Source organism: Achromobacter insolitus (assembly GCF_002209555.1).
GTDB classification, from domain to species: Bacteria; Pseudomonadota; Gammaproteobacteria; order Burkholderiales; family Burkholderiaceae_B; genus Achromobacter; species Achromobacter insolitus.
Map to the genome: position 1 here is coordinate 13,503 of NZ_NJIF01000015.1, position 26,175 is coordinate 39,677.

Annotated in this window: 21 protein-coding genes and 1 pseudogene; 9 read left to right on the forward strand and 13 right to left on the reverse strand. The window is 65.5% G+C overall.

Going from position 1 to position 26,175, the window contains the following annotated elements:
* The first annotated feature begins 81 nt into the window (after positions 1-81).
* Positions 82-1,476 (forward strand): GntP family permease, encoded by a 1,395-nt coding sequence (locus CEY08_RS28425; RefSeq protein WP_042793118.1) that lies wholly within the window; start codon positions 82-84, stop codon positions 1,474-1,476.
* On the opposite strand, the gene CEY08_RS28430 is transcribed toward CEY08_RS28425, so the two are convergent.
* The gene (locus CEY08_RS28430; RefSeq protein WP_042793117.1) at positions 1,455-2,366 is read right to left on the reverse strand and encodes a LysR family transcriptional regulator; all 912 of its coding nucleotides are present in this window, start codon (positions 2,364-2,366) and stop codon (positions 1,455-1,457) included. The genes CEY08_RS28425 and CEY08_RS28430 overlap by 22 nt on opposite strands.
* A 115-nt stretch (positions 2,367-2,481) precedes the next feature.
* Here CEY08_RS28430 and CEY08_RS28435 point away from each other — a divergent pair, with 115 nt between their 5' ends.
* Positions 2,482-3,225, forward strand: a complete 744-nt coding sequence (locus CEY08_RS28435) for an SDR family oxidoreductase (RefSeq protein WP_042793115.1) — start codon at positions 2,482-2,484, stop codon at positions 3,223-3,225.
* 300 nt (positions 3,226-3,525) lie between these two features.
* A complete protein-coding gene (locus tag CEY08_RS28440) occupies positions 3,526-4,410 on the forward strand; it encodes a crotonase/enoyl-CoA hydratase family protein (RefSeq protein WP_042793114.1) in 885 nt (294 codons plus the stop codon).
* Positions 4,411-4,434: 24 nt separating this feature from the next.
* Here the strand turns inward: CEY08_RS28440 and pdeR are convergent, their stop codons facing one another.
* Complete coding sequence (pdeR, locus tag CEY08_RS28445; RefSeq protein WP_063642686.1) at positions 4,435-6,432, reverse strand: cyclic di-GMP phosphodiesterase; 1,998 nt, start codon at positions 6,430-6,432, stop codon at positions 4,435-4,437.
* Between the two features lie 287 nt (positions 6,433-6,719).
* A complete protein-coding gene (locus CEY08_RS28450; protein WP_063642685.1) occupies positions 6,720-7,715 on the reverse strand; it encodes a Bug family tripartite tricarboxylate transporter substrate binding protein in 996 nt (331 codons plus the stop codon).
* Between the two features lie 220 nt (positions 7,716-7,935).
* Here CEY08_RS28450 and CEY08_RS28455 point away from each other — a divergent pair, with 220 nt between their 5' ends.
* A complete protein-coding gene (locus CEY08_RS28455; protein ID WP_164794847.1) occupies positions 7,936-9,711 on the forward strand; it encodes an IlvD/Edd family dehydratase in 1,776 nt (591 codons plus the stop codon).
* Positions 9,712-9,717: 6 nt separating this feature from the next.
* On the forward strand, positions 9,718-10,401 hold the full coding sequence (locus CEY08_RS28460) for a GntR family transcriptional regulator (protein ID WP_076812721.1): 684 nt from the start codon (positions 9,718-9,720) through the stop codon (positions 10,399-10,401).
* Here CEY08_RS28460 and CEY08_RS28465 read toward each other — a convergent pair.
* Positions 10,400-11,419: pseudogene (locus CEY08_RS28465) on the reverse strand (MerR family transcriptional regulator); the annotation flags it as partial. The gene CEY08_RS28460 and the pseudogene CEY08_RS28465 sit on opposite strands and share 2 nt — an antisense overlap.
* Positions 11,420-11,539: 120 nt before the next feature.
* On the opposite strand from CEY08_RS28465, the gene CEY08_RS28470 reads away from it, so the two are divergent.
* Together CEY08_RS28470 and CEY08_RS28475 are read left to right on the forward strand one after the other, a co-directional pair.
* Positions 11,540-12,364, forward strand: coding sequence for a class I SAM-dependent methyltransferase (locus CEY08_RS28470; protein WP_076812718.1), 825 nt, complete (start codon positions 11,540-11,542; stop codon positions 12,362-12,364).
* Positions 12,365-12,672: 308 nt separating this feature from the next.
* Positions 12,673-13,476 carry a class I SAM-dependent methyltransferase gene (locus CEY08_RS28475; RefSeq protein ID WP_076812715.1) on the forward strand — a complete coding sequence of 268 codons (804 nt, stop codon included), beginning with the start codon at positions 12,673-12,675 and terminating at the stop codon, positions 13,474-13,476.
* A gap of 68 nt (positions 13,477-13,544) precedes the next feature.
* On the opposite strand, the gene CEY08_RS28480 is transcribed toward CEY08_RS28475, so the two are convergent.
* The 9 genes from CEY08_RS28480 to CEY08_RS28520 all read right to left on the reverse strand — a co-directional run bounded on the left by CEY08_RS28480 (position 13,545) and on the right by CEY08_RS28520 (position 24,154).
* Positions 13,545-15,203, reverse strand: coding sequence for a TRAP transporter large permease (locus tag CEY08_RS28480; RefSeq protein ID WP_076812712.1), 1,659 nt, complete (start codon positions 15,201-15,203; stop codon positions 13,545-13,547).
* Between the two features lie 2 nt (positions 15,204-15,205).
* Positions 15,206-15,829 carry a TRAP transporter small permease subunit gene (locus CEY08_RS28485; RefSeq protein WP_042793106.1) on the reverse strand — a complete coding sequence of 208 codons (624 nt, stop codon included), beginning with the start codon at positions 15,827-15,829 and terminating at the stop codon, positions 15,206-15,208.
* Positions 15,830-15,902: 73 nt separating this feature from the next.
* Positions 15,903-16,676 carry an ABC transporter permease gene (locus CEY08_RS28490; RefSeq protein WP_076812710.1) on the reverse strand — a complete coding sequence of 258 codons (774 nt, stop codon included), beginning with the start codon at positions 16,674-16,676 and terminating at the stop codon, positions 15,903-15,905.
* On the reverse strand, positions 16,673-17,482 hold the full coding sequence (locus CEY08_RS28495; protein WP_042793104.1) for an ABC transporter ATP-binding protein: 810 nt from the start codon (positions 17,480-17,482) through the stop codon (positions 16,673-16,675). Before CEY08_RS28495 ends, CEY08_RS28490 begins: the two co-directional genes overlap by 4 nt.
* Positions 17,479-18,504, reverse strand: a complete 1,026-nt coding sequence (locus CEY08_RS28500) for an ABC transporter substrate-binding protein (RefSeq protein ID WP_063642678.1) — start codon at positions 18,502-18,504, stop codon at positions 17,479-17,481. Before CEY08_RS28500 ends, CEY08_RS28495 begins: the two co-directional genes overlap by 4 nt.
* A 64-nt stretch (positions 18,505-18,568) precedes the next feature.
* Positions 18,569-19,795: a xanthine dehydrogenase family Fe-S subunit gene (locus CEY08_RS28505; RefSeq protein WP_076812707.1), complete on the reverse strand. Its 1,227-nt coding sequence runs from the start codon at positions 19,793-19,795 to the stop codon at positions 18,569-18,571.
* Positions 19,796-19,800: 5 nt separating this feature from the next.
* Positions 19,801-20,628, reverse strand: a complete 828-nt coding sequence (locus CEY08_RS28510) for an FAD binding domain-containing protein (RefSeq protein WP_042793101.1) — start codon at positions 20,626-20,628, stop codon at positions 19,801-19,803.
* A complete protein-coding gene (locus tag CEY08_RS28515) occupies positions 20,625-23,027 on the reverse strand; it encodes a xanthine dehydrogenase family protein molybdopterin-binding subunit (protein ID WP_063960864.1) in 2,403 nt (800 codons plus the stop codon). The genes CEY08_RS28510 and CEY08_RS28515 overlap by 4 nt, the downstream gene beginning before the upstream one ends.
* Positions 23,028-23,050: 23 nt before the next feature.
* The gene (locus CEY08_RS28520) at positions 23,051-24,154 is read right to left on the reverse strand and encodes a TRAP transporter substrate-binding protein (RefSeq protein ID WP_042793099.1); all 1,104 of its coding nucleotides are present in this window, start codon (positions 24,152-24,154) and stop codon (positions 23,051-23,053) included.
* A gap of 402 nt (positions 24,155-24,556) precedes the next feature.
* Here CEY08_RS28520 and CEY08_RS28525 point away from each other — a divergent pair, with 402 nt between their 5' ends.
* Together CEY08_RS28525 and CEY08_RS28530 are read left to right on the forward strand one after the other, a co-directional pair.
* A complete protein-coding gene (locus CEY08_RS28525) occupies positions 24,557-24,871 on the forward strand; it encodes a non-heme iron oxygenase ferredoxin subunit (protein ID WP_042793098.1) in 315 nt (104 codons plus the stop codon).
* Between the two features lie 2 nt (positions 24,872-24,873).
* On the forward strand, positions 24,874-26,172 hold the full coding sequence (locus tag CEY08_RS28530; RefSeq protein WP_042793097.1) for an NAD(P)/FAD-dependent oxidoreductase: 1,299 nt from the start codon (positions 24,874-24,876) through the stop codon (positions 26,170-26,172).
* Positions 26,173-26,175: the final 3 nt, after the last annotated feature.

Sequence of the window (26,175 nt, forward strand, 5' to 3'; positions counted from 1 at the left end):
CTGCAAACAAGACATCCGGTGTGATGCGGTAAGGTGTAGGCCCTGTTCCCACCCCTTGTCTCTTCATTCCTGGAGTACCGAATGACCGGATTGTTCATCGTGGTGGCGGCGCTGGCGTTTCTGATGCTGGCGGCGTATCGCGGCTATAGCGTGATCCTGTGCGCGCCCATCGCAGCCATGGGCGCGGTATTGCTGACCGACCCGTCGGCGCTGGCGCCCGTATTCTCTGGCATCTTCATGGAACGCATGGCAGGCTTCGCCAAGCTTTACTTCCCCGTGTTCCTGCTGGGCGCCGTGTTCGGCAAGTTGATCGAGCTGTCCGGCTTCTCACGCGCCATCGTGCAGGCGGTGCTGCGCTTGATCGGCGCCGAGCGCGCCATCATGGCCATCGTGCTGGTCTGCGCCGTGCTGACCTACGGCGGCGTGTCCCTGTTCGTGGTGGTATTCGCCGTGTACCCGTTCGCGGCGGAAATGTTCCGCCAGGGCGGCATCCCGAAGCGGCTGATGCCGGGCGCAATCGCCTTGGGCGCGTTCACGTTCACCATGACGGCCCTGCCCGGCACGCCGCAGATCCAGAACATCATCCCCACCACTTTTTTTGAAACCACGACCTGGGCAGCGCCATGGCTGGGCCTGATCGGCGCCTGCTTCACGCTGACCGCCGGCATCGCCTATCTGGAGTGGCGGCGCAAGCGCGCGGCCGCCGCCGGCGAGACCTACGGCACGGACCTGCGCAACGAACCGGTCACGCCGCCCACTGAACGCGAGCACCATCCGCTGATTGCGCTGCTGCCCTTGGTAGTGGTGGGCGTGGCCAACTATCTGCTTACCCGCTGGATACCGGGCTGGTATCCGGCCGGATCCGAAGTGGCGCTGCCGGGCCTGCCCAAACCCATGCCGGTCAACGCCGAAGACCAGGTAGCGCTGTGGGCGGTAATGGGCGCGCTGATCGCGGGCATCGTCACCATCCTGCTGTTTTCGTTCCGCGGCATCAAGGCGCATTTCGCGGAAGGCAGCAAGAGCGCCGTGTCCGGCGCCTTGCTGGCTTCAATGAACACCGCGGCGGAATACGGCTTTGGCGGCGTTATCGCCGCCCTGCCCGGGTTCCTGCTGGTTGCCGACGCGCTCAAGGCCATCCCCGATCCACTGGTGGGTGAAGCGGTGGCGGTCACCTCGCTGGCCGGCATCACCGGATCCGCCTCGGGCGGCATGAGCATTGCGCTGGCGGCCATGGCGCAGACCTTCATCGACAGCGCCCACGCGGCGGGCATCCCCATGGAGGTGTTGCACCGTATCGCCGCCATGGCCAGCGGCGGCATGGATACCCTGCCGCACAACGGAGCGGTCATTACCCTGCTGGCGGTCACGGGCCTGACCCACCGCCAGTCCTACGGGGACATTTTCGCCATCACGCTGATATCGACCGCGTCGGTCTTTTTGGCGATCGCGGTGTATTACCTGACCGGTATCGTCTGAGCCAGGCCGGCGGCGATGACCTCCGCCAGCCACTGCGTGAAAACACGCACCCGCGCCGATACCTGGCGGTTCTGCGGATACAGCACCGACACGGGCATGGGCGCGGGTGGCGCCCCGGGCAGCACGATCTTCAACTCGCCCGCCGCCAGTTCGCGCTCCACGCGATAGCGCGGCACTTGCACCAGTCCCAACCCGGCCAGCGCCGCGCTGGTGTAGAGTTCCGCGCCCGTGACGCTGACCACGGCCCGGGGCCGCACCTGGACGTTGCGCCCCTCGACCGTGAAATCCAGCGGCAGCCCGCGCCCGGTCGCGCTCGACAGGTAGTTCACCGCCTGATGGCTTTCCAGATCCTCCAGGCGCCGGGGCTCGCCGAAACGCTCCAGATAGGCGGGACTGGCCACCGTCACTTGCGGCATCAGCGCAATCTGGCGGCCGGCCAGGGATGAATCCTGCAACACGCCGGTGCGCAGTACGCAATCCACGCCCTCGCGCACCAGATCCACCAGGCGGTCGTCCTCGCCCAGTTGCAGGACGATGTCGGGATAGCGTTCCAGGAAAGCGGGCAAGCCCGGCATCACGAAAAACCGGGTCAGCGTGCCCTGGGCATTGACCCGCAGCAGTCCCTTGGGCGACGTATCCAGAAAGGCGCCGTCGGCTTCTTCCAAGTCAGCCAGCAAACGCACGCAGCGCCGGTAGTGCGCCTCGCCATCGTGGGTGAGCCGCACTTGGCGCGTAGTGCGTTCCAGCAGGCGGGCGCCCAGCCGCGCTTCCATCCGCTTGACCAGATTGGTGACCGTGGGGCGAGGGATCTGCAAGTCCTCGGCGGCCTTGGAAAAACTGCCCCTTTCGGCGATGCGCACAAACACCTGCATTTCCTGGAACCGGTCCATGGTCAGCCGCTCATTATTAATGTAAATGAAATTATGTTAGCGAATATAGAGTAATTATCTTTTTTCCGAAATAGTTCAAGATGCGCCTTACCCTTCAACCCATCGGAGATACGACATGAATTCCCAGCCCACGCAACGCATTGCGCTCGTCACCGGCGGATCGCGCGGCATCGGCGCCGCCATCGTCCGGCGCCTGGCGCGCGACGGCTGCGCCGTCGCCATCAACTACGCCTCCCGCGCCGCCGAAGCCGACGCATTGGCCGGCGAAATCCGCGCGGCTGGCGGCCGCGCCATCGTCGTGCGCGCCGACGTGTCGCAGGCGGCCGAGGTGCGCGCCATGTTCGATCAGGTCGAATCGGAACTGGGCCGCATCGACGTGTTGGTCAACAGCGCCGGAATCCTGAAGATGGTGCCGCTGGCCGAGACCAGCGACGAGCTGTATGAGCAAACCTTCGGCATCAATACGCGCGGCACCTTCAACACGCTGCGCGAAGCCGCCACCCGGCTGGCCGATGGCGGCAGCATCGTCAACGTGTCCAGCACCACCATCGCGCTCAACCTGCCGAACTACTCCGTCTACATCGCCAGCAAGGCCGCGGTGGAAAGCCTTACGCAAGTGTTCGCCAAGGAACTACGCGGACGCCGCATCACCGTCAATGCAGTGGCTCCCGGCCCCGTCGCCACCGAACTCTTCTTGAATGGCAAGAGTCCCGAACTGATCGAGCACTACGCCAAAATGCCTCCGCTGGAACGCCTGGGCCAGCCCGAGGACATCTCCAACGTGGTGTCGTTCCTGGCGAGTCCGCAGGCCGGCTGGGTCAACGGCCAGATCCTGCGCGCCAACGGCGGCGTCGCCTGAACGGGCCCGCTGTCCCTCATCCCAACGCATGAGCGCGCTGCCTTCGGCGCGCTCGCGGCGCATCGCCCGGATCGCCGCGGATTTGCGTGTATCCCTCATCCGTTTTACCCATGCCCCCATCGCCTGATGGGTTGAGCAGCCGCGCGCGTTTGCCGCTTTTCTCCATTGATCACTCGGGCCTTTGACTTACGGACAAGTCTGGCCAGCTGGACGAGGTTTGCATGAGACGAGAGCCGGAAGGTCTGTATTAGGCTGATCCCGTAGTACTCCGACTCACCTTGATCAATTGGACGAAAGTAAATGAATCAACTCATTCATCCGGATTGCCACCCCTTCACCGCCGCAGGCAACCTGAAGCAGCTCTCGGCGTTCTATGAGGAGGGACGTCGTGTCATGTGGATGATGCTTCGCGCGCAACCGCGTCCGTGCTTCAACCATGAACTGATCGACGAGATCATGACGCTGGCGCGCGCCGCCAAGGACTCGGGCCTGCCGATCGATTTCTGGGTCACGGGATCGCTGGTCCCTCAGATCTACAACGTGGGCGGCGACCTGAACTTCTTCGCCGAAGCCATACGCACCGGCAAGCGCGAAGCGCTCCGGGCCTATGCCCGCGCTTGCGTGGATTGCGTGCATGCCGCCACCCGCGGCTTCGATACCGGCGCCATCTCGCTCGCGATGATCGAAGGCACGGCGCTAGGCGGCGGCTTCGAAGCCGCGCTTGCCCATCACTTCGTCCTGGCGCAGAACACCGCGCGCATGGGTTTTCCGGAAATGGCGTTCAATCTCTTTCCCGGCATGGGCGGCTATTCCCTGGTGGCGCGGCGCTCGGGCATGAAGCTGGCGGAAGAACTGATCGGCTCCGGCGAATCGCACACGGCCGAATGGTTCCATGGCAGGGGGTTGGTCGACGTGCTGTTCGAGCCGGGCGATGCCTACAAGGCCACGCGCACCTTCATCGACGTGATGCGGCCCAAGCTCAACGGCATGCGCGCCATGCTGCGCGCGCGCCAGCGCGTGCTGAGCCTGTCGCGTTCAGAGCTGATGGACATTACCGAGGACTGGGTCGAAGCCGCGTTCTCGATCGACCCGAAGGACCGCGCCTACATGGAGCGTCTGGTGATCGCGCAGAACCGGCGCACCGCTTCCAGCGCGGAGTCCGCGCAGGAAGCCACCATGCATTGATGCGGTAGCGGAAAGCCGGCTGCCTCAGGCGATGAGATGCAGCCGGCGGCGCTGGGCCAGCCAGGCGGTGAGTTCGGCCGCCGGCATGGGCTTGGCGTACAGATAGCCCTGCTTGGCGTCCACGCCCAGAGTGTCGACGAAGACGGCCTCTTCGGTCGTCTCCACGCCTTCCGCGATGACCTTGAGCTCCAGCGTGCGCGCCACGGCCACGATCGCGCGCGCCAAAGCCTGCGACACCGGGTTCTCGTTGACGCCGCGCACGAAACTGGCGTCCAGCTTGATGGCGTCCAGCGGAATGCGGGCAAGCTGCGACAGCGAGGAATAGCCGGTGCCGAAATCGTCCAGATGGACGCGCGCGCCCAGTTGCCGGAACTGCTTGATCAGTTCGATGGCCGCGCCTTCGTCATCGATCAGGCAGCTCTCGGTCAATTCGATATCCAGCATGCAGGGGTCCAGGCTGGCATCCCCGATGGCGCGCATGAAGTCGCTGACCACGCCCTTGTCGTTGAGCTGGCGCGCGGACATATTGATGGCAATGCGTATATTCAATCCGTCACGCTTCCAGGCGGCCGCCTGCCGCGCTGCTTCGCGCATGACCCAGACGCCCAAGGGCGAAATCAGGCCCGATTCCTCGGCATAGGGAATGAAGGCGCTGGGGCAGACCATGCCGCGCTCGGGCGAACGCCAGCGCACCAGCGCTTCGACCCCATCGACCTCGCCATTGCGCCCAGCCAGCTTGGGCTGGTAGTACAGCATCAGGTGGTCTTCGGCCAAGGCCTTGCGCAGATTGGTGTCCAGCCAGACGTAGTCCGCGTTGCGGCGGTCCATCTCGGGCTGGAACACGCGGTAGGTATGGCGCCCTGCTTCCTTGGCCACATACATGGCGATATCGGCGCTGCGCACCACGCTGTCCAGGTCGGCGCCGTGTTCGGGGTACATGGCGATGCCGATGGAGCAGCTGGTATAGACCTCTATCAGGCCCTGGCGGAAAGGCTCGCGCAGGCGCTCGATGATGCGTTGCGCGGTGGCTTCCAGTTCCCAGGTCTGGGCGGCTTCGTGCAGCACGATGAATTCGTCGCCGCCCAGCCGGGCCAGCGTCTGCCCTTCGGACAGGCAGGAGGAAATCGCCACGGCGACCGACTTGAGCAGGCGGTCGCCAAAGCCGTGGCCGTAGTGATCGTTGATGCGCTTGAAATTGTCCAGGTCCAGGAACAGCACGCCGCCCCGGCCTTCCTGCCCCGCCGCCAGCGCCGCCTTAAGCCGCGTGGTGATCGCGTGCCGGTTGGGCAGATTGGTGAGCATGTCGGTATTGGCCAGCACCCGCAGGCGCTCCTGCGCCTGGCGTTCCTCGGTGATGTCGGTGCCCGAGCAGATCAGGTAGACGCGCTTCTCGCCGCTGCCGCTGGTGACGAACTTGTTGCGGAACAGGAAAAGGCGTGGTCCCTTGACCGTGTTGATCAGTCGCTCGGCCTCGTAGGACTGGCCGCGCTTGTAGAACTCGGCAATATTGCGGCGTGAGGCGATCGCTTCTTCGCGCGTCATGAACATTTCGAAGACGCTGCGGCCGATGATGTCCTGCTCGCGCTTGCCGGTGTATTCCTCGCTGAGCTTGTTGAAGCGCTGGACCCGGCCGTTCTGGTCGACGATGACAATGACCGAGTTGGCCTCGGACACCACGGTCTCGGCGAAGGACAGGCCTTCGACCAGATCCTTGGCAACGGATTCGGTATCGGAATGGGCGGATGCGGTGCCGGCCCATTCGTTGGGGTTGATCTTTCGGCCTACCAGATGCAGCTTGAGCAGATCGCCGTACAGCGAAATATCGATGCGCACGCTGGAGGTGATGCCAGTCAGGCTGCGTATCGTCTGGGCTTGTTCGGGACGCAGCGCCATCGCGATATTGGCCGCACCCTTGACCGCTGCAAGTTCAAACGCGTCGCTATCGGCGGACAGGCGCCAATATGGACTGTGCGTACCGAAATGCGTGTACAGAATCGACTTCTCGTCCTGGTCGTCTGTCATTGTTATCCCCCTTCTGCCGTCCTCGGAAGGCCCGCAAAATACATTACGGCCTAGTCTATTCGGGGTCAACCACTGTATACAATCTCGCGAGGGCTTTATTGCGATTTATTGCGTCCCCATTGGTGGTTCATAGCGCAAAACTTTGCATGCGCAATTATTTCAATGCGTCTTCCACACTTTGCGCGCAAGCCTTGTTGCGTCTTTTGCGATGCTGCACGCAAACAAAATCGCCGGGAGTTCTAGGCGGAACTCCCGGCGTGTGACGTAAAGCCGCAACCTTGGGAGGTTTAATCCCCCTTCACACCGGCTTCGTCGATGACTTTGGTCCAGCGGGCAAGCTCTGCGGACACGCGGGCGCCGGCCTCGGCGGGCGTGGTCCAGGTGGCGATGGCGCCCTGGTTCAGCAGCGACGCCTTGACCTCGGGCTTGGCCAGGATCTTCTTCAGTTCGCCGTTCAGGCGCTCGATCACGGGCGCCGGGGTGTTTGCAGGCGCCACGATGCCGAACATGGAACTGACCTCGAAATCCTTCAAGCCGGCTTCGGCTGCGGTAGGCACATCCGGCAGCGCGTCCACACGCTGCGCCGAAGTCACCGCCAGCGCGCGCAGCTTGCCGGCCTTGATGCTGCCCTGCGCCGCAGGCACGGTTTCGATCATGCTGAGCACCTGACCGCCCATCAGGTCGGTCATGGCCGGGCCACTGCCCTTGTAGGGCACGTGCAGCACGTCCACACCCGCGGTGCGCTTGAACATTTCGGCGGCCAGATGCTGGGGCGAACCGTTACCGGCCGACCCCATGGTGATGTAGCCGGGCTTGGACTTGGCCAGCGCGATGAACTGCGCCAGCGTGTTCGCCTGCACCGAGGGGTTCACCACGAACACCAGCGGCACCGTGCCCACGATGGACACGGGCGCGAAGCTCTTCTCCACGTCATAGGTGACGCGGCCACGGTACAGCGCGGCATTGATGGAATGGCTGGTCAAGGCGCCCATCAGCAGCGTGTAGCCGTCGGGCTGCGCCTTGGCGACCTGGTCTGCGCCGATGTTGCCAGCCGCGCCTGCGCGGTTCTCCACGATCACCGACTGTCCCAGCGCGCCTGTCAGTTCCTGCGCCAGCACTCGGCCGATCACGTCAGTCGCGCCGCCGGGCGGGTACGGCACGATCATGCGGATGGGCTTGTCGGGATAGGCGTCGGCGGCCAGGACGGGAGAGGAAACACCGGCGCACAAGGCCAGCAGCGAAAACAGGACGGCGCGGCGCGGCCGCAGACGCAGGTCTGACATGTAGGTCTCCTGCCGGGATGAGTATAGGAATGAGAGGGACGCCCGGCTCGTCAACCGCGCCAGTGTAGGGGTAGCACCTTGATAGAAGAATCAGAATTTTTCTATCGACTGATCTATACAAAAGATCAATTCCGTCTGCCCAAGAAACCGCTTGCGAACGATTTCAAAGGCTGGATATGATGCCGGGATCAGATTATCAATAATATTATCGAGATAAAGAATGAAGGACGAGACCAAGAACGGCGCGCCTGCCCAGGGCCCTTTCGACAGCGCCGGCACGGCCGCGCGCGGCGTGGCCCGCGGGCTCACCAACTACGGCGACACCGGTTTTTCGCTGTTCCTGCGCAAAGCCTTCATCAAGGGCGCCGGTTACACGGACGACGCCCTGTCGCGCCCCATCATCGGCATCGTCAACACGGGCAGCAGCTACAACCCCTGCCATGGCAACGCCCCGCAATTGATCGAAGCGGTCAAGCGCGGCGTCATGCTGGCAGGCGGCCTGCCGATGGATTTCCCCACCATCTCGGTGCACGAGAGCTTCTCGCAGCCCACCAGCATGTACCTGCGTAACCTCATGTCCATGGACACGGAAGAAATGATCCGTGCCCAGCCCATGGACGCCGTGGTGCTGATCGGCGGCTGCGACAAGACCGTGCCGGCCCAGTTGATGGGCGCCGCATCCGCGGGCGTGCCCGCCATCCAGCTGGTCACCGGGTCCATGCTGACCGGATCGCATCGCGGTGAACGGGTAGGCGCCTGCACCGATTGCCGCCGCTACTGGGGCCGGTACCGCGCCGAAGAGATCGACGCGGCCGAAATCGCGGACGTGAACAACCAGCTGGTCGCCAGCGTCGGCACCTGTTCCGTCATGGGAACGGCCAGCACCATGGCCTGCATCACCGAGGCGCTGGGGATGATGGTGGCCGGCGGCGCCTCGGCCCCGGCCGTCACCGCGGACCGCGTGCGCGTGGCCGAAAAGACCGGCGCCACGGCGGTGGCCATGGCCGCCTCGCGCCTGACGCCGGACCGCATCCTGACCGGCAAGTCCATCGAAAACGCCCTGCGCGTGCTGCTGGCCATTGGCGGGTCCACCAACGGCATCGTGCACTTGACGGCCATCGCTGGCCGTCTTGGCATAGACATCGACCTGGCGGGCCTGGACCGCATCAGCCGCGAAACCCCCGTGCTCGTGGACCTGAAGCCCTCGGGCCAGCACTACATGGAAGACTTCCACCACGCCGGCGGCATGCCGGCGCTGCTGCGCGAACTACGCCCGTACCTGCATCTGGACGCGCTCACCGTATCGGGCCGCACCCTGGGCGCAGAGCTGGACGACGCGCCGCCCGCCTTCCCCCAGGACGTGATCCGCACGGCGGCTTCGCCCATTTACCCGGTGGGAGGCCTGGCCGTACTGCGCGGCAACCTGGCGCCGGGCGGCGCCATCATCAAGCAATCCGCCGCCAACCCCAAGCTGATGGAACACGAGGGCCGCGCGGTGGTGTTCGAGGATGCCGAGGACATGGCGCGGCGCATCGACGACGACGCCCTGGACGTCACGGCCGACGACATCCTGGTGCTCAAGCGCATAGGCCCGACCGGCGCTCCCGGCATGCCGGAGGCCGGCTACATGCCCATTCCCAAGAAACTCGCGCGCGCCGGCGTGAAGGACATGGTGCGCATCTCCGACGGCCGCATGAGCGGCACCGCCGCCGGCACCATCGTGCTGCATGTCACGCCTGAAGCCGCCATCGGCGGTCCGCTGGCCTATGTGCAGAACGGCGACCGCATCCGCCTGTCGGTGGCCAATCGCGAGATCGCGCTGTTGGTGGACGATGCCGAGCTGGCCCGCCGCACCGCAGCCCAGCCCATCGTCCGGCCCGCCGCCGAACGCGGCTACCGCAAGCTGTTCCTGCAGACGGTGACCCAGGCGGACCAAGGCGTGGACTTCGACTTCCTGCGCGCAGGCGTTACGCGCGACACGGTGCCGAAAGCGTAGGCAGCCATGGACGTCCTGACGCCTGACTCTCCGCACGCCCCCGTCCCGGACGCCGCCCAGGCCGCGGTGGCCACGCTCGAAGAAGACATCGTCTTCGGCCGGCTGCACCCGCGCCAGCGCCTGACCGAAGACGAGCTCATGGCGCGCTTTGCCCTGAAGCGCCATGTGGTGCGCCAGGTCCTGGCCGAGCTGGAGGCGCTGGGCGTGGTGGAGAAAAGGCGCAACATCGGCGCGGTCGTGCGCGCCTTCTCGGTGCGCGAAGTCATGGAGCTGTACGCGCTGCGCCAAGTGCTTGAAGTGCATGCCGCCAGCCAGATCCCGCTGCCCGTGCCGCAGGCGCGGCTGGCGGCGCTGGTGGCCGTGCAACGCGAACACGACGCGGCAGTCGCCGACGGCGACACGCGCCGCGTGTTCCGCAGCAACCAGCGCTTTCACCACGAGTTCTTCGGCCTGCTGGACAACGCGGTGCTGGGCCAGGCGATCGAGGAATACGCCCGCCGCACCCACCCCATACGCTTCGGGTCACTGGCTGCTGCCGGCTACCGCGAGCGCGCCAGGCAGGAGCATTGGGCAATGATTCATGCCCTGCAGGACGGCAACCGCGAAGCGCTCATGGCTGTTTGCCGCGAACACCTGCTGCCTTCACGGGATGCGTATCTGGCGGCGGAGGAGGCGCGGCTGGGGGCATAGCCGTACCCAATGCCGCCATTGCCTGCCGCATGAAGCCCAGCGTCGCGTCATCGGCCCACGTGCCAGCGGTGAGTTCGGGTTCGGTCATCAGGGCATGCCGGAACTTCGCCTGCGTGGCCGCATCATTGCCCGCATAGCTGCGAAACAGATCCAGCCATCGCCGCGCCAGCTCCAGCCCCGCCGCAGAATCCGGCGCCACGCCGGCATCGATCGCGTCCCGCACTTCGGCGATCAGGCCCGGCCATTCGCCAATGCGGTCACCATAGTGGTCCCGCATGTACCGGGCCTCTTCGGGCGCGAGGTGTCTTTCATAGAGCCGCATCTTGCTTTCCGAGAAGGCTCGCAGCACGTAGGCGCGCATTTCCGGCGAAATGCCAATGTGCTCCTGCATTGCCGGCTCCAGTTCGTGCATGCGATTCAGCTTCACCAGCAGGCGCGGATCTCCATTCGTATCGCGCAGAAGCAAGGTCATCCAGCGCAGCGCCAGTGCGCGTGGGCGTTCTTCTTCGGGGGCCACGCCGCCCGCCATTTGTTCGCGCACTTCATCGATCAAGGCAAGCCAGTCAGGGTCGCCGTTCTGGTTCCGGTACATCGGCAGGCGCGCCAGTTCTTCCGGGGAAAAATACTTGTCGTACATGGTCATGAGTTCCAGAGTAGTCAGCCAATCGGCCAGTTCCGGCTCCGTGCCCTCGGCCAACTGGCCTTGCAGCTGCACGAGACGCTCGCGCAGGCGCGCGGCCTGCAGGATCTGGCGGTCGAGCATCACGATCTGTTTCGCGATGATCTCGTCCAGGGGAGTGCCGGGCTGGTCCAGGTAGGCGCCGATTTCCGCCAGCGGCAGTCCGAAACGACGCAACGCCTGGATCTGGTGCAGGCGGGCAATATCGTCGCGGCCATATAGCCGATAGCCGTTTTCGGCGCGCGCCGAAGGCGTGAGCAAGCCGATCGCGTGATAGTGGTGCAGCGTGCGAACCGTCAATCCGCTACGCTTGGCCAGTTCTCCTACTTTCAGTCTCACCGCATGCCTCCGTTGATTGCGCAAACCGAACTCTGGGACATGACGTTACGTGAGGGTCAAGCATTGCCGCAAGCCGCCCTGGAAAGCCTAAAATAAACGTCTGCCCAGGAGTCGAACATCATGAACACTTCGGCTGGCGATCGTATCTTTTCCGGATCCATACCGCAGTTCTACCAGCGGTACATGGTCCCCCTTATCTTCCAACCCTACGCGGCCGACCTGGCCGCACGCGTGGCCGCGTTACGTCCGGCGTCCGTCCTGGAGATTGCGGCGGGAACGGGCGCGGTAACACGCCTGCTCGCGGACCAATTGCCCGCTGGCGCATCCATCACCGCAACGGATCTCAATCCCGCCATGCTCGAACAGGCCGAGAATCTGGGCCCAAACCGCAACGTCACCTGGCGCCAGGCCGACGCGATGCGGCTACCGTTCCAAGACCAGTCTTTCGACGCCGTCGTCTGCCAGTTCGGTTACATGTTCCTGCCGGACAAGCCGGCGGGTTTTGCCGAAGCCCGCCGTGTCCTGCGTCCCGGTGGCACATTCCTGTTCAACGTGTGGGATCGTATCGAGGACAACGCATTCGCCGACACCGTCGAGCAAGCCCTGGCACAGCTGTTTCCCGCCGATCCTCCAAAATTCATGAGCCGGGTTCCCCATGGCTACCATGATCTGGCGATGATCGCAGGCGATCTGGCCCGCGGCGGATTCACCGGGCAGCAGGCGATTGAAACGGTGGCCTACGAAAGCCGGGCCGATACCCCACAGACCGCCGCGATCGCCTTTTGCCAAGGCACGCCGCTGCGCAACGAAATAGAAGCGCGCGGCGCAAACATGCTGGAACAGGCTGTCGACGTAGCGACAAAGGCCCTGCATGCGCGCTATGGCGCGGGGCCCATTACCGGCAAGATCCAGGCGCATGTCGTCACCGCGCCCCGCGGCGCCTAACTGCAGGGCGCGGCGTGCCCTTTGCCGCGCCGCTTGCGGCAGCGACTTGTTCCCGATCCGCCGCCCGGGTTAACCTTGCACCCCTCTCCTACCCGTACCGGAGCCTACAGAGTGAACAAGTAAATGCCGGGATGCCCATGCGCATCTTGCCTCCCCTCGCTGCCTGGCGCGCGAGCCGCATTTGCCTGTTCCATTCTGATCTCTTGCAGGACCCGGCCCCTATCGGGGCGCCGCGGCCCGTCACTGTGGCATAGGCCTGCAGATCGCGTGTCAACGGCAGTTTTCCCATCGAACACAAGGAAAGCTCCATGACTGCACCGCAGACTGACACGATCGACATCACCCATCACAACCGCGCTGCCTGGGATCGGCAGGCGGCGCAGCAATGCGCCTGGTCCCTACCTGTCAGCCCCGAGACCATCTATGCCGCGCGCCGGGGCGACTGGCAGGTGCACATCACCCCGCGCGCCCTGCCTGCCGATTGGTTGCCTGCAATGGACCGCGCGCCACGCATTTTGTGCCTGGCTTCGGCTGGCGGCCAGCAGGCGCCGGTGCTGGCCGCCGCCGGCGCGGACGTCACCGTCCTGGACCTGTCGCCGCTCCAGCTGGCGCAGGACGATATGGTCGCGCGGCGCGACGGCCTGGCGCTCACGACCGTGCAAGGTGACATGCGTGACCTCTCGGCCTTCGCGGACGCTTCCTTCGACTGCATCGTGCACCCGATCTCCAACCTGTACGTGCCCGACGTGCGTCCCGTGTGGCGCGAGTGCTTCAGGGTACTGAAGCGTGGCGGCAGGCTGCTCAGCAGCTTCTACAACCCGGTCGTGTTCGTCGGCGACCGCGCGCCGGAGCTGGCGGAGCAAGGCCTGATCCGGCCGCGCTTCCGGCTGCCCTACTCGGATCTGCGCGACCTCGCGCCGGAAGAGCTGGCGGCGAAACAGGACCGCGGCGACGCCCTGGTTTTCGGGCACAGCCTGGACGAGCAGATCGGCGGCCAGCTGGAAGCCGGATTCCTGCTGAAGGGGTTTTATGAAGATGAACAGCCCCAGCCCCGCTTCCTGATCGACCGTTTCCTGCCCACGTTCCTGGCGACTTACGCCCTCAAGCCCTGAGAGGCCTTTATTTGCCTTGGGACGGCACAGCGACAAAAAAAGGGGCGCCGCCTGGCGCCCCTGCCGCATCACTTGAACGGATTGGCGTCCGCGCCGTAGGCGCTGCCGCCGTAGCCGCTGGACCCGACGTCCAACGAGACCGAACTTGGATCGACAGCGGCCGCTGTCCCCTTGTAGTGCATCACCATGCCCGGGAAAGCCATCACCGCGGCGACCATCAAGAGCTGGATCACGATGAACGGCACCGATCCCCAGTAGATCTGGCCGGTGGTGACGGGCTCGATCATTTTCCCCGTGACCCTGTCCTTGTAGCGGTCCCGTGGCGCCACGGATCGCAGATAGAACAGCGCGAAGCCGAATGGCGGGTGCATGAAGGAAGTCTGCATGTTGACGGCCAGGATCACGCCGAACCAGATCAGGTCTATGCCCAGTTTATCTGCCACCGGTCCCAGCAGCGGCACGATAATGAACGCGAGCTCGAAGAAATCCAGGAAGAAGGCCAGCACGAAGGTCAGGATACTGACGACGATCAGGAAGCCCCACTGCCCGCCCGGCAGGCCGGTCAGCAGATGCTCGACCCACAGGTCGCCGTTGACGGCGCGGAAGGTCAGGCCGAACACGGTGGACCCCACCAGGATGAACACCACGAAGCAGGACAACTTGGTAGTTGTGTCCATCGCCTGCTTGAGCAGGCCCAGCGAGAGGCGGCGGCGCGCCACCGCCATCAGGATGGCGCCCACCGCGCCCATGGCGCCCCCCTCGGTCGGCGTGGCCACGCCGATGAAGATCGTGCCCAGTACCAGGAAGATCAACGCCAGCGGCGGAATCATCACGAAGGTCACGCGTTCCGCCAGCGCCGACAACAGACCCAGGCCCAGCGCCTTGTTGACCAGCGCAATCACGAAGGCGGTCGCGCCCCAGAACAGCAGCGCCACCACGATGCGCTCATCCATCGGCGCCGTGTTGTTCTCGACCCAGAGGCCCAGGAAATAGGCCGATACCGCGGAGATAGCCATCAGTACCAGCAGCGAACGCCCGCCCCGGCCGCCGTTGGGCTCCTGGAAACGCCGCGCCTCTTCCGGCAACGCGGGCGCGGAGTCCGGCTTCAGCAGGCTCATGATCACGACGTAGACGATGTACAGGCCTGCAAGGATGAAGCCCGGCACCATGGCGGCGCGGTAGATGTCGCCGATGGAGCGGCCGAGCTGGTCGGCCAGGATGATCAGCACCAGCGACGGCGGAATGATCTGCGACAACGTGCCGGACGCGGCGATCACGCCGCTGGCCAGCTTGCGGTCATAGCCGTTGCGCAACATGATGGGCAGCGATATCAGGCCCATCGAGATGACCGAGGCCGACACCACGCCCGTGGTCGCGGCCAGCATCGCTCCCACGAAGACCACCGCAATGGCCAGGCCCCCGCGGATCGAACCGAACAGCTGGCCTATGGTCTCCAGCAGGTCCTCCGCCATGCCTGACCGTTCCAGCACCAGGCCCATCAGCGTGAAAAACGGCACGGCCAGCAACGTGTCGTTGGAAATGATGCCGAACACGCGTTGCGGCAGCGCCTGGAACAGCGAAGAATTGAGCAAGCCCAGTTCCATGCCGACCAGGCCGAAAAGAATGCCGTTGGCCGCCAGCGCGAACGCCACCGGAAAGCCCAGCAGAAGAAAGACGATCAGCGTCGCGAACATGATCGGCGCCAGATTGGCAATGAGAAACTCCATGATCAGCGACCCTTGTTCAGTTCGTTCTGCGCGGCGGCTTCGCGCGCCTGCGCCTCGCGGGCGATTTCCTCGGCCAACTCTTCTTCCGCGCTCTTGGCGCCTTCGCGTTCACGCGGATCGCGGCAGCGTCCCTGCAGGAAGCCCACGCACTTGATCAGGTGCGACAAGCCCGCCAGCACCAACAGCGCAAAGCCCACCGGAATCAGCAATTTGACTGGCCAGCGGATCAGCCCGCCGGAATTGGAGGAGTGCTCATTGCTGAGATACGAATCCATGAACACCGGCCACGACAGGTACATGATCAGCAGACATGCCGGCATGAGAAAGAACAGCACGCCGAAGATTTCAATCCAGATCTGCGCCCGCCGCGACAGGCGCGAGGAAATGATGTCCACCCTGACGTGGTCGTTCTTCAGCAGCGTGTAGCCCGCCGTCAGCAGGAACATCGCGCCGAACATGTACCACTGCAATTCCAGCCATGCGTTGGAGCTGTCGTGGAATACCTTGCGCATGATGGCGTTGCCGGCGCTGACCAGCACGACTAGCAACGTGACCCAGGACACGGCCCGGCCCATGCGCAGATTGATCGCGTCTATGCCACGCGACAAGGCGAGTAGTGCTTGCATCTGTTTTCCCCAGAATTGTTTCTAATCACGCACCAGCCCTGCATGCAGCCCGTGGTGCCCCGGGCCTGAACCGTCAATCTTCTTCGCGATGCCTCAGCCAGGGCGTCACCCGCCGCTCCAGCCAGACCAGCAGGGCGAACAGCAGCATGCCCATCAGCGCGAGCACGAAGATCGCGGCAAACACGCGCACCGTGTCGAAGGTGCCTTGGGCGCTCATGATCACGTAGCCCAGGCCGCGCTGCGAAGACACGAATTCCCCGACAATGGCGCCGACCAGCGCCAGCGATATCGAGACCTTCATGCCCGCCAGGATCGAGGGCAGCGCGCTGGGCAGCCGCACCTTGAAGAAGAAATCGCGGCGCGAGCCCTTCAGCACGCGTCCCAGGTCCAGCACGTCCTGCGGCACCGAGCGCAAGCCATGGACGGTGTCGACAATCATGGCGAACACAGCGATCAGGAAGGCGATGGCGATCTTCGGTTCGGCGCCGGTGCCCATCCAGATCACGAACAAGGGCGCGATGGCAACCTTCGGCACGCTGTTCAGGGCCACGATAAGGGGGTAGATAAAGCGCTCGAACCAGCGCGATCCCACCAGCATGACGGCAATCGCCACGCCAAACACCACCGCCAGCGCGAAGCCGGCCAGCGTGGTCATTAACGTGTACGCGGCATGGCCGGCATACCAGCTCCATTCGGAGGCCAGTTCCAGCGCTACCTGCCCCGGCAACGGCAGCATGATGGCGCGCACGTGGAACACGCGAGCGGCCGCTTCCCAGAGCAGCAGGAAGAGCAGCACGGATACCAGCCCGGCCATGCGCCGGCCCGCCCCTCTCAATAGCGCGATCATCGGACGGCCTCCAGGCCGGACACAGTCCGTGCGCCTTCATCTATCAGGCCCATGCCCTGGAACATGTCGCGGATGTGCCGCACATACTCGCCGAACCGAGGGGTTTCGCGCAGCGCCAATGGCCTGGGCCTGGGCAGGTCGATTTCTATGGTTTCGAGGATGCGGCCCGGACGCGGCGAAAACACCATGACCACGTCGCCCAGGAACACTGCCTCGGCGATGCCGTGCGTGACGAACAGCACCGTATTGCGCGTTTCCATCCAGATCCGCTGGAGTTCGACATTCATCTGGTCACGCGTCAGCGCGTCCAACGCGCCGAAAGGCTCATCCATCAACAGCAGCTGGGGATCGTCCACCAGCGCCCGGCAAATCGCGGCGCGCTGGCGCATGCCGCCGGACAGTTCGCGCGGATAGCTCTCGGCGAACCGCTCCAGGCCCGTCAAAGCCAGCAGCGACCGTACCTTTTCCGCATAGGCCGACACCGGTTTGTGCGCAAACTCCACCGGCAGCAGGATGTTGCGCCGGACGCTGCGCCATTCCAGCAGCGCATCGCGCTGGAACACCATGCCCATGCCGTCCGGCGGCCCCTGCACCGGCACGCCGTCAACCCGCAGATCCCCGCTGGAGACGGTCTCCAGACCGGCCACGCAACGCAGGAACGTGCTCTTGCCGCAGCCGCTGGGGCCCAGAATGCTGACAAAGCGGCCGCGGGGAACCTCCACCGATACCGATGCCAGCGCCTCCACGCCCGCCGCGCCCGGATAGCGTTTGCGCACGTCGCTTGCGGCCACGGCCCACTGCGTCATGGTTGCACCAGGCTGTCGTAACGTTCCGGGTGCACCAGGTCCGGCGCATAGAACGAGGAGGCCTGGGCGCTGGCGGAGATCAGGCCCACGGAGGACAAGGTGGTGACGGCCTGCGTCCAATCCTGGGGCACGATCGCGCCCAGGCGCGCGCCCGCTGCCGGCTGGCCGAAGTACGGTTGCAAGGCATCGATCTGGCCGCGCAGCACTTTCTTGTCCAGACGCGCCTGGGGACGCTGCGCCAGAATGGCAGCCACGGCCTCGTCCTGGTGGCCTGCGTAGATGTATTCCCAGGCCCGCGCGCTGACACTCGCAAAGCGCGCAATCGCGTCGGCGCGCTGCGCCAGCTTGGCCTCATTGGCAAACAGGCCGAAGCTGGGCATGTTCAGGCCAAAGTCGGCAAAGCGCACGGCGTTGGAAGGCCGGTTCTGCGAGACCACCGGAAGAAAGAACGGGATGGTCGAAAACGCTGCGTCGGCGCGCCCCACCGCATAGGTCGACGCCTTGCCGGCGGCGTCCACGTTGATCAATTCCAGATCGCTTTTCTTGAGCTTGCCGGCGGCCAGGAACGCGTCGATGAAGGGGGCTTCCAGCGAGCCGGCGGTATAGGCCACCTTTTTGCCCTTCAACTGCGCAGGCCCGGTGATCCCGGCATCGGCGGGAACCAGCAGGCCGATATCGCTCTGCCGGGCGAACACCGCCACCGCTTTGACCGGCATGCCCTTTTCGCGAGCGATCATGGCCGACGCCAGGGCGGCGTGCCCCACGTCGAAACTGTCGCCCGCGCCAACGATCTGCACCGTGGTCACCGACCCATTGCCATCCTCGAGCGACACATCCAGGCCGGCCTGCTTGTACCAGCCCTTCTGCTGCGCCAGGTGGAACGCCCCATGCACCCCCCAGGGCGTCCAGTCCAGCCTCACCCGCAGCGGCTCCAGCGCCTGCGACCAGGCGGGCGCGCTCAGCACGACAGCAGCCAGGCCCAACAATGCGTTGCGCCAATTCCTTGAGAATACCGCGAGCATGATTTTCCCCGTTATGTGCCCACACCGTGCGGCCGCATCCACGGCCGCACGTCCTGCCCGATGCTCAGCCGCCGCGGCCGAACCACCGTTTGATCCGCGCCCACAGCACGCTGAAGAACATGGCCGTGGGATTGAAGCTGGCCTGGGCCGGCGCCTCGCCCGCGGCAGCGGGCCGGCGCAGCCGGGCCGTGACGTTGTTGCCGAAATCCGCGATCATGCGGCGCACGAAATCCTGCACGAGTCCGGAGCGCGAGAACTGCGCCAGCGGTCCCTGCAGCGAATACAGCAGGTTCACATGGACCTGGGTCTCGGTGGGCGACAGCGCTTCCAGGCGGTAGGTGATATCGCCGTTGGCGCGCGACTGGCTCAGCGAGTCCTGCCCTGCCCCGCGGAACACCGCCTGCATGGCGGCGTCATCGCGTTCCAGGCGGGCCGCGCCATTGAACGCCGCGGACATGGGCCCGAACTTGATTGCGATCTTGCCCTTGACCCGATCGCCTTCGTGCTCCTCGATCGAGGCGCCCGGCAGGCAGCTGGCCAGCGCGGGCAGATCCACCATGAAGGCCCAGACTTCGGCCGCCGGAAAAGGCACCGTGAAACCGCCGTCGATCTGGCTGCCCCGGCCTTCTTTCTTGCCAACAGCAGCGGCGGGGGCCGCGGCCGGCGCGGTAGCGGCGGGCGTTGCGCCGTCGCGCGCAGCCCCCGAACTGGACGCCGCCGGGGTGAATCCCGCGAATGCCACCGGCTTGGCGGTCGTCGGCGCCGCGCCGCGACCCTGCGCCTGGGCGGCGCGCAACGCCTCCACGGCGGGATCGGGCTGCTGCCTGAGCTCGGCCAGCACCGCCATCACCGCGGCGGTAATGCCCATATAGCCGGTGCAGCGGCACAGGTTGCCGGACAGTTCCACCCGCACCCGGGCTTCATCCGCATCCGGCAGCCGCAGCACAATGTCCCGCGAGGTCGCCAGCATGCCCGGCGTGCAATAGCCGCATTGCAGGGCATGATGCTGCGTGAAGGCGGCGCGCAGCCGCTGCATCACCGGGTCGGCGTCATAGCCTTCGATGGTGGTCACCTGACGCCCTTCGCATGCAACGGCGAAAGAAATACAGGACCGCACCGGCGCGCCGTCCACCAGCACCGTGCACGCGCCGCATACGCCGTGCTCGCAGCCGAGATGGGTGCCGGTCAGGCGCGCCTGGTCCCGCAGGAAATCCCCCAGATGCATGCGCGCGGGCGCCTCGTGCGATACGCGCTTGCCGTTAACTTCCAATGTCACCTGAACCATGGTTATTCCTGTCAGCCCAAGGCTTGCGCCAGGCAGCGCGTCACCGCGGTCCCGTGCAGCTTGCGATGGTGTTCATCCTTGTCCTGCATGACGCCGGCCAGTTCATTGGCCAGCAGCGTCTCGTCCAGGCCCGCCAGGCCCTGCTGCGCGATGCGCGCGGCCAGTTGGGGCAGCAGCCTGGGCGCGCCATCCAGCGCGCCGACCGCGATCCGCGCCGTTTTCGCTGCGGGATCGAACCATGCGGCGCAACTGGCCTCGGCGAATTCGCCGGTCTTGCGGCAGAACTTGTAATAGCCCCAGCGCGCCTGCGGCCCGGCCTCGGGTATGTGCACTGCGGAAATCAGCTCGTCCTCGCGCAGCCCGGTGGTGTAGGCGCCCTGCATGTAGTCTTCGGCGGGCAGCATCCGCACCCCTGCCGGCCCCGCGATCTCCAGCGTCGCGCCCAGGCCGACCACCGTCAGCACCCAGTCGGCTGCCGGGTCCGCGTGCGCCAGGCTGCCGCCCAGCGTGCCGCGGTTGCGGATGGCGCGATATGCAATGCCCGGCGCCACCTGCTGCAACGGCGTGCCGCGCAGCAGTTCGTGCACGCCGTCCTCGATCTCGGCGTGGGTCACGGCCGCGCCCACGCGCAGCTTGCCGTCCTGGCGCGTCACCGTGCGCAATTCGGACAAGCCGGAGATGTCGATGACGACGGGCGGGCGAGCCAGGCGCAGGTTCAGCATGGGGCCCAGCGATTGCCCGCCGGCCATGAGCTTGGCGCGGCCTTCATGCGCGCGCAGCGCCCGCAAGGCGTCTTGCAGCGATTCCGGGCGCGTGTATTCGAATGCAGCGGCCTTCATGCCGTCACCTCCACGGCAGCAGCCTCGGTCTTGTGGCTGCCCTGCGCGATGGCGGCAAGCACCCTGATTGGAGAGAGCGGCGTGCGCAACAGCTCCGCCGCGCCCAATGGCTTTAACGCGTCGTTGACGGCATTGAACAGCACCGCCGGCGGCGCGATGGCGCCGCCCTCGCCCATGCCCTTGGCGCCGAATTCGGTATGGGGCGACGGCGTCTCGAAGTGATGCAGGCGCATATTCGGCACCTCGGTGGCGCCGGGCAACATGTAATCCGCCAGGGTCGAGGCCAACGGCTGGCCGTTGTCGTCATAGGGTGTTTCTTCGTAGAACGCGGTGCCGATGCCCTGGGCCACGCCGCCGATGGTCTGGCCCTCGACCACCATGGGGTTGATCATGGTCCCGCAGTCCTCCACCACCACATAATCCAGGATTTCCACGCCGCCCGTGCCCGGGTCCACCGCCACCACCGCCGCATGGGTGGCATAGGTGAAACAGCCGGTGTCGACCTTGGGCTTGTAGCCCACGGTGACTTCCAGTCCGCTGGGGTCCACGTCGGGCGGCAGCAATTGCGGCCGCAGATACCAGGCGTCGGCCACGTCCTTGACCGACACAGACTTGCCGCCGGCCTCCAGCCGGTCCCCGTTCCAGGCGACGCTGGCCGGGTCGGCCTGCAACAAGTGCGCGCCGATGTGCGTCAAGCGCGGCAGCAGGCGCTTGCAAGCCTGGGACACCGCGCCGCCCGACATGACCAGGGATCGCGAGGCATAGGTGCCGGTGGAGAACGGCGTCTGCCCGGTGTCGCCGTGCAGCAGTTTGATGCTGGCCACGTCAACGCCCAGTATCTCGTTGGCGATCTGGGCGAACGTGGTTTCCATGCCCTGTCCGTGCGAATGCACGCCGACCCGCAGCTCCAGCCCGCCATCGGGCGTGACCCGCGCGGTGGCCTGGTCGAAGCCCGGGATCACGGGCGTTCCCCACGCGGCGAACACCGAGGTTCCGTGGGCAGCCTGCTCCGTGTAGGTAGCGAGGCCCACGCCGATGAGGCGACCGTCGGCTTCGCCCTTGCGCTGGCGCTCGCGTATGGCGTCCACGCCTATCATGTCCATGGCCTGTTGCAGGCTTGCCGGATAGTCGCCGCTGTCCAGGTGCTTGCCGGTGACGTTGACGAAGGGCATCTGCTCGCCCTGCACCAGATTGTCCTGTCGGATCTCCCAAGGTTCGCGTCCGACCTCACGGGCGATCGCGTCCATCATCAATTCCATGGCGAAGCAGACGCCGGTGCGCGCCACGCCGCGGTAAGGCACGAAGCCCGGCTTGTTGGTGGCCACCGCCCGCGTAACGCAGCGATAGCCCTTGAATGCGTAAGGACCCGGCAGGTTGCCGATGGCCTGCCCGGGCTCCAGGCCGATGGTGAACGGCCAGACCGAATAGGCGCCGCCGTCGATGGTGATCTTGGCGTCCAGCGCCAGCAGCTTGCCTCGACGGTCGGCGTACGCCACCATTTCATAATGGTGTTCGCGCGAATTGGCGCCCGCGGTCAGGTGCTCGCGGCGATCCTCGATGAAACGGAAGGGCCGCTTGAAGGTCTTGGCCAGCCAGGCCACGCACAGCTCTTCCTGCTGCAGCACGCATTTGTAGCCAAAGGCGCCGCCCACGTCGGGCGACACAACCCGCACGCGGCCCTGCTCCAGGTCCAGGCACTGGGCCAGCACGCTGCGGATCATGTGCGGCACCTGCGTGGCGCTGATGACCACCAGTTGATCCGCCTGGTGGTCCCAGTACGCCAGGACCGCCTTGCCTTCCATCGGCACCATGCATTGCCGCGCCAGGTCGATCTTGCGCCGCACGACCACTTCAGCCTGCGCGGCCAGTTCGTCGAACTGCTTGTCGACATTGAGCGTCACGAAGACGTTGTCGCGCCACTGCTCGTGCACGAAATCGCCCTGGGCCGCCTGGGCGCTGGCAACGTCCGCATACACCGGCAGGTCGTCATAGTCGACCTCGATCATCTCGGCGTAGTCTTCTGCCTCGGCGCGGGTCGGCGCGAACACCATGGCGACAGGCTCGCCCACGAAGCGCACCTTGCCCGAGGCCAGTGGCGGCTGGGCCGAGACCTGGTAGGTGGGCAGCGTGGAATCCGCCACGATGTCGCGCGCGTCGGCCATGGCCTGACGCACAAACGCCTTGTCCGCGATCTGCTCGGCCACACGCACCGAAGCGATGCGCGCATGTGCCAGCGGGCTGCGCAGAAAGGCCACCTCGCTCAGCCCGGGCATGGCCATGTCGGCCACGAAATTGCCCTTGCCATGCAAATGGCGCGCGTCTTCCTTGCGCGGCACCCGCGCGCCCACCCCTTGCGGCTTGCCTGGCCGGCCGTGCGTATCGGCGTTTGCTGTCGTCATGACTACCCTCTGTCTCCTGCTTGTTACTTGGCCTGGGCCTTCGCCACGGCGGCGAAGGTGTAGTTGTCCAGCGGACTTTCAGCCACGCGGAACCAGCCCGCCTGCTCGGCCTGGAACTTCTTCCAGTCGGGGAAGATCGCGGCGAAATCCGGGTTCTTGGCCGAGAGTTCGGTCCATAGCTCCTGCGAAGCGTTGTATGCCGCGTCCATGACTTCCTTGGGGAAGAAGCTGACTTTGGCGCCGCCGGCGATCAGCTTACGCAGCGCCAGCGGGTTGCGCGCATCGTAGTGGGCCAGCATGCGCATGGTCTGTTCGCCTGCCGCCGCCTCGAAAGCAGCCTGGTAGGCCGGGGGCAAGGCCTCCCAGGCCTTGTCGTGCACCATGCTGGTGATCGAGGCGCTGCCTTCGAACCAGCCCGGCGAGTAGTAATACGGCGCCACCTTGTTGAAGCCGAGCTTCTCGTCGTCGTACGGGCCGATCCATTCGGCGGCGTCGATGGTGCCCTTTTCCAGCGCCGGGTAGATGTCGCCCGGCGGGATCTGCTGCGGCACCGCGCCCAGCTTGGAGAGCACCATGCCGCCTATGCCGCCGATGCGCATGTTCAGGCCCTTGAGGTCGGCGACGGATTTGATTTCCTTGCGATACCAGCCGCCCATCTGCACGCCGACGTTGCCACAGACGTGGTTGACGATGTTGTACTTCTTATAGAGCTCGCGCAGCATCTTCATGCCGCCGCCGTAGTGGATCCAGGCGTTGTGCTGGCGCGCGCTCAGGCCGAAAGACAGGCCGGTATCGAAAGTCAGCGCCGTGTTCTTGCCGATGTAGGCCGTGCTAAGCACGTGATTGCATTCCACCGTGCCATTGCTGACCGCGTCCATGTTCTGCGCCGCGGGCACCAGTTCGCCGCCGGGAAAGGCGCGGATCTCGAACTTGCCTTCGGTCAGCTGCGCCACGCGCTTGCAGAGGTCTTCGGCCGAACCGTAGATGGTGTCCAGGCTCTTGGGCCAGCTGGTGGACATGCGCCAGCGCACCGATGGCGCGGATTGCGCGACGGCGGGCATGCCCAGGGTGGCGAGGCCAGCGCCGGCTGCGCCGGCGGCTTGTGCGAGGAAACGGCGTCGTTGCATTCATTGCTCCCGATCTGATTCGATTGAGTCCCCTTGGACCCACCTCAACTCATGCCAACGCCGCTCGCGTACACCCGAAAAAACGTTAGCACACTGAATTGTTGATCAGCATACTGACAGTAATTTTGAGTGTCAACAAGGTAAATCCCCACTCCCGGCACCCGCGAAACGCCTGGGTTTACACCGATTTCGGCGACATTTCGCGCGCAGTCTTCAGGCGGTTTGCGGGTACTCCTTTCATACAGCGGACACTCGCTCTCGCGAGCCTGAACAGGCGTGCATAATAGGCCCGCGCCGCCAGCCGCCAGCCTGCCGCCTGTCGGGGAAATCCCTAGCTCCTGACTTGTTTTTTTAAGCAGTACACTGACGACAATTACTCAGCATACTGACTAGCGAGTTGATATGAACTGGATCCGCATTGCCTCTACCGACCAACTGACCGAAGACGACGAGGTGATCCCCGTCGCCGCCGGCGAAAAGCAGCTGGCGCTGTATCGCAGCGAAGGCGAGTTCTACGCCTCCGACAACGTCTGTACGCACGCCTACGCGCTGCTGTCCGACGGTTACCTGGAGGACGGCTGCATCGAATGCCCGTTGCACCAGGCCAAATTCGATATCCGCACCGGCCAGGCCATGTGCGCGCCCGCAACCAGCGACATCCGCGTCTATCCGGTCAAAGTCGAAGGCCAGGACATCTACGCCAACCTGCAAGGCTGACCATGGCTGACGCGGACTCGATCCTCATCATCGGCGCCGGCCAGACCGGCGCGGTGGCGGCCGCGGCGCTGCGCGACCTGGGCCACGAAGGTCCTATCACGCTGATCGGCCGGGAAGCGCACGCGCCCTATGAACGCCCGCCGCTATCCAAAGACGTATTGCACGCGCCCGGCGCGCACGGCCAGACGGCCGTGCATCCCGAGGACTTCTACGAACGGCAGCGCGTCACGCTGCTGACCGGCACCGAGGCCGTGCAGATCGACCCTGCCCGCCGCCTGGTCCGGCTGGCCGATGGCCGCGACCTTCCTTATAGCCGCTGCCTGCTTGCCACCGGTGGAAGCGCGCGCGAATTGCCCAGCCTGCCGCGCGGCACGCCGGGCGTGCACTACATCAGGACGCTGGACGACGCGGCGGCGCTGCGCGCCGGCCTTATACCGCAAGCCCGAGTCGCCGTCATCGGCGGCGGCTTCCTGGGCCTGGAGGTCGCATCCACCGCGCGCGCGCTGGGCGCGGAGGTCACCGTACTGGAAAGCGCGCCGCGCCTGCTGGAACGCGTATTGCCTCCCGCCCTGTCGGACTGGCTGGCGGAACGCGCCCGCCACGCCGGGGTGGACCTGCGCCTGGGCGCGCGCATCGCCCGCAGCGGCTGGCAGCCTCACGCGGACGCCACGGTCCGCCACCAGGCGCGCTTCGCCATTGAACTGCAGGACGCGGACACGATAGCGGCCGACGTCGTGGTGGTGGCAATCGGCCTGGTGCCGGAGGTGTCCCTGGCCGCCCAGGCCGGACTGGCGCTGGACCCCGCCAATGGCGGTATCCAGGTCGACGCCGCCTGCCGCAGCAGCGACCCCTACCTGTATGCCGCAGGCGATTGCGCCAGCCAGCACCGCCGCCACCTCAACCAGGCCATGCGCCTGGAGTCCTGGCAGAACGCCAATGAACAGGCGCGCGCCGCCGCCGCGGGCATGCTGGGCAAGCCCGCCCCCGCCGAACCCTATCCCTGGTTCTGGACGGATCAGTATGGCTGCAACGTGCAGATGCTGGGCCTGCCACAGCCGGATCTCGTCTACGCCTGCCGCGGCGTGCCGCAAGCGCAGGCCGAAGCGCCCAAGTTCATCTGGCTCGGCCACCGCGACGGCGTGCCGGTGCATGCCATTGCCATCAACGCGGGCGGCGACCTGCGCCAGCTGCGCGTGCTGTTCGAACAAGGCATCGCCATCGACCCGCAGCGGTACGCCGACGAGACCGTGGCGCTCAAGCCCCTGGTCAAGTCCTGCCAGCAGAACGCCGCCGCGTCCTGAACT

Coding starts and splice junctions, on each gene's coding strand:
- CEY08_RS28425 (WP_042793118.1), top strand. CDS start 82: ATGACCGGATTGTTCATCGTGGTGGCGGCGCTGGCGTTTCTGATGCTG.
- CEY08_RS28430 (WP_042793117.1), bottom strand. CDS start 2,366: ATGGACCGGTTCCAGGAAATGCAGGTGTTTGTGCGCATCGCCGAAAGG.
- CEY08_RS28435 (WP_042793115.1), top strand. CDS start 2,482: ATGAATTCCCAGCCCACGCAACGCATTGCGCTCGTCACCGGCGGATCG.
- CEY08_RS28440 (WP_042793114.1), top strand. CDS start 3,526: ATGAATCAACTCATTCATCCGGATTGCCACCCCTTCACCGCCGCAGGC.
- pdeR (WP_063642686.1), bottom strand. CDS start 6,432: ATGACAGACGACCAGGACGAGAAGTCGATTCTGTACACGCATTTCGGT.
- CEY08_RS28450 (WP_063642685.1), bottom strand. CDS start 7,715: ATGTCAGACCTGCGTCTGCGGCCGCGCCGCGCCGTCCTGTTTTCGCTG.
- CEY08_RS28455 (WP_164794847.1), top strand. CDS start 7,936: ATGAAGGACGAGACCAAGAACGGCGCGCCTGCCCAGGGCCCTTTCGAC.
- CEY08_RS28460 (WP_076812721.1), top strand. CDS start 9,718: ATGGACGTCCTGACGCCTGACTCTCCGCACGCCCCCGTCCCGGACGCC.
- CEY08_RS28470 (WP_076812718.1), top strand. CDS start 11,540: ATGAACACTTCGGCTGGCGATCGTATCTTTTCCGGATCCATACCGCAG.
- CEY08_RS28475 (WP_076812715.1), top strand. CDS start 12,673: ATGACTGCACCGCAGACTGACACGATCGACATCACCCATCACAACCGC.
- CEY08_RS28480 (WP_076812712.1), bottom strand. CDS start 15,203: ATGGAGTTTCTCATTGCCAATCTGGCGCCGATCATGTTCGCGACGCTG.
- CEY08_RS28485 (WP_042793106.1), bottom strand. CDS start 15,829: ATGCAAGCACTACTCGCCTTGTCGCGTGGCATAGACGCGATCAATCTG.
- CEY08_RS28490 (WP_076812710.1), bottom strand. CDS start 16,676: ATGATCGCGCTATTGAGAGGGGCGGGCCGGCGCATGGCCGGGCTGGTA.
- CEY08_RS28495 (WP_042793104.1), bottom strand. CDS start 17,482: ATGACGCAGTGGGCCGTGGCCGCAAGCGACGTGCGCAAACGCTATCCG.
- CEY08_RS28500 (WP_063642678.1), bottom strand. CDS start 18,504: ATGCTCGCGGTATTCTCAAGGAATTGGCGCAACGCATTGTTGGGCCTG.
- CEY08_RS28510 (WP_042793101.1), bottom strand. CDS start 20,628: ATGAAGGCCGCTGCATTCGAATACACGCGCCCGGAATCGCTGCAAGAC.
- CEY08_RS28515 (WP_063960864.1), bottom strand. CDS start 23,027: ATGACGACAGCAAACGCCGATACGCACGGCCGGCCAGGCAAGCCGCAA.
- CEY08_RS28520 (WP_042793099.1), bottom strand. CDS start 24,154: ATGCAACGACGCCGTTTCCTCGCACAAGCCGCCGGCGCAGCCGGCGCT.
- CEY08_RS28525 (WP_042793098.1), top strand. CDS start 24,557: ATGAACTGGATCCGCATTGCCTCTACCGACCAACTGACCGAAGACGAC.
- CEY08_RS28530 (WP_042793097.1), top strand. CDS start 24,874: ATGGCTGACGCGGACTCGATCCTCATCATCGGCGCCGGCCAGACCGGC.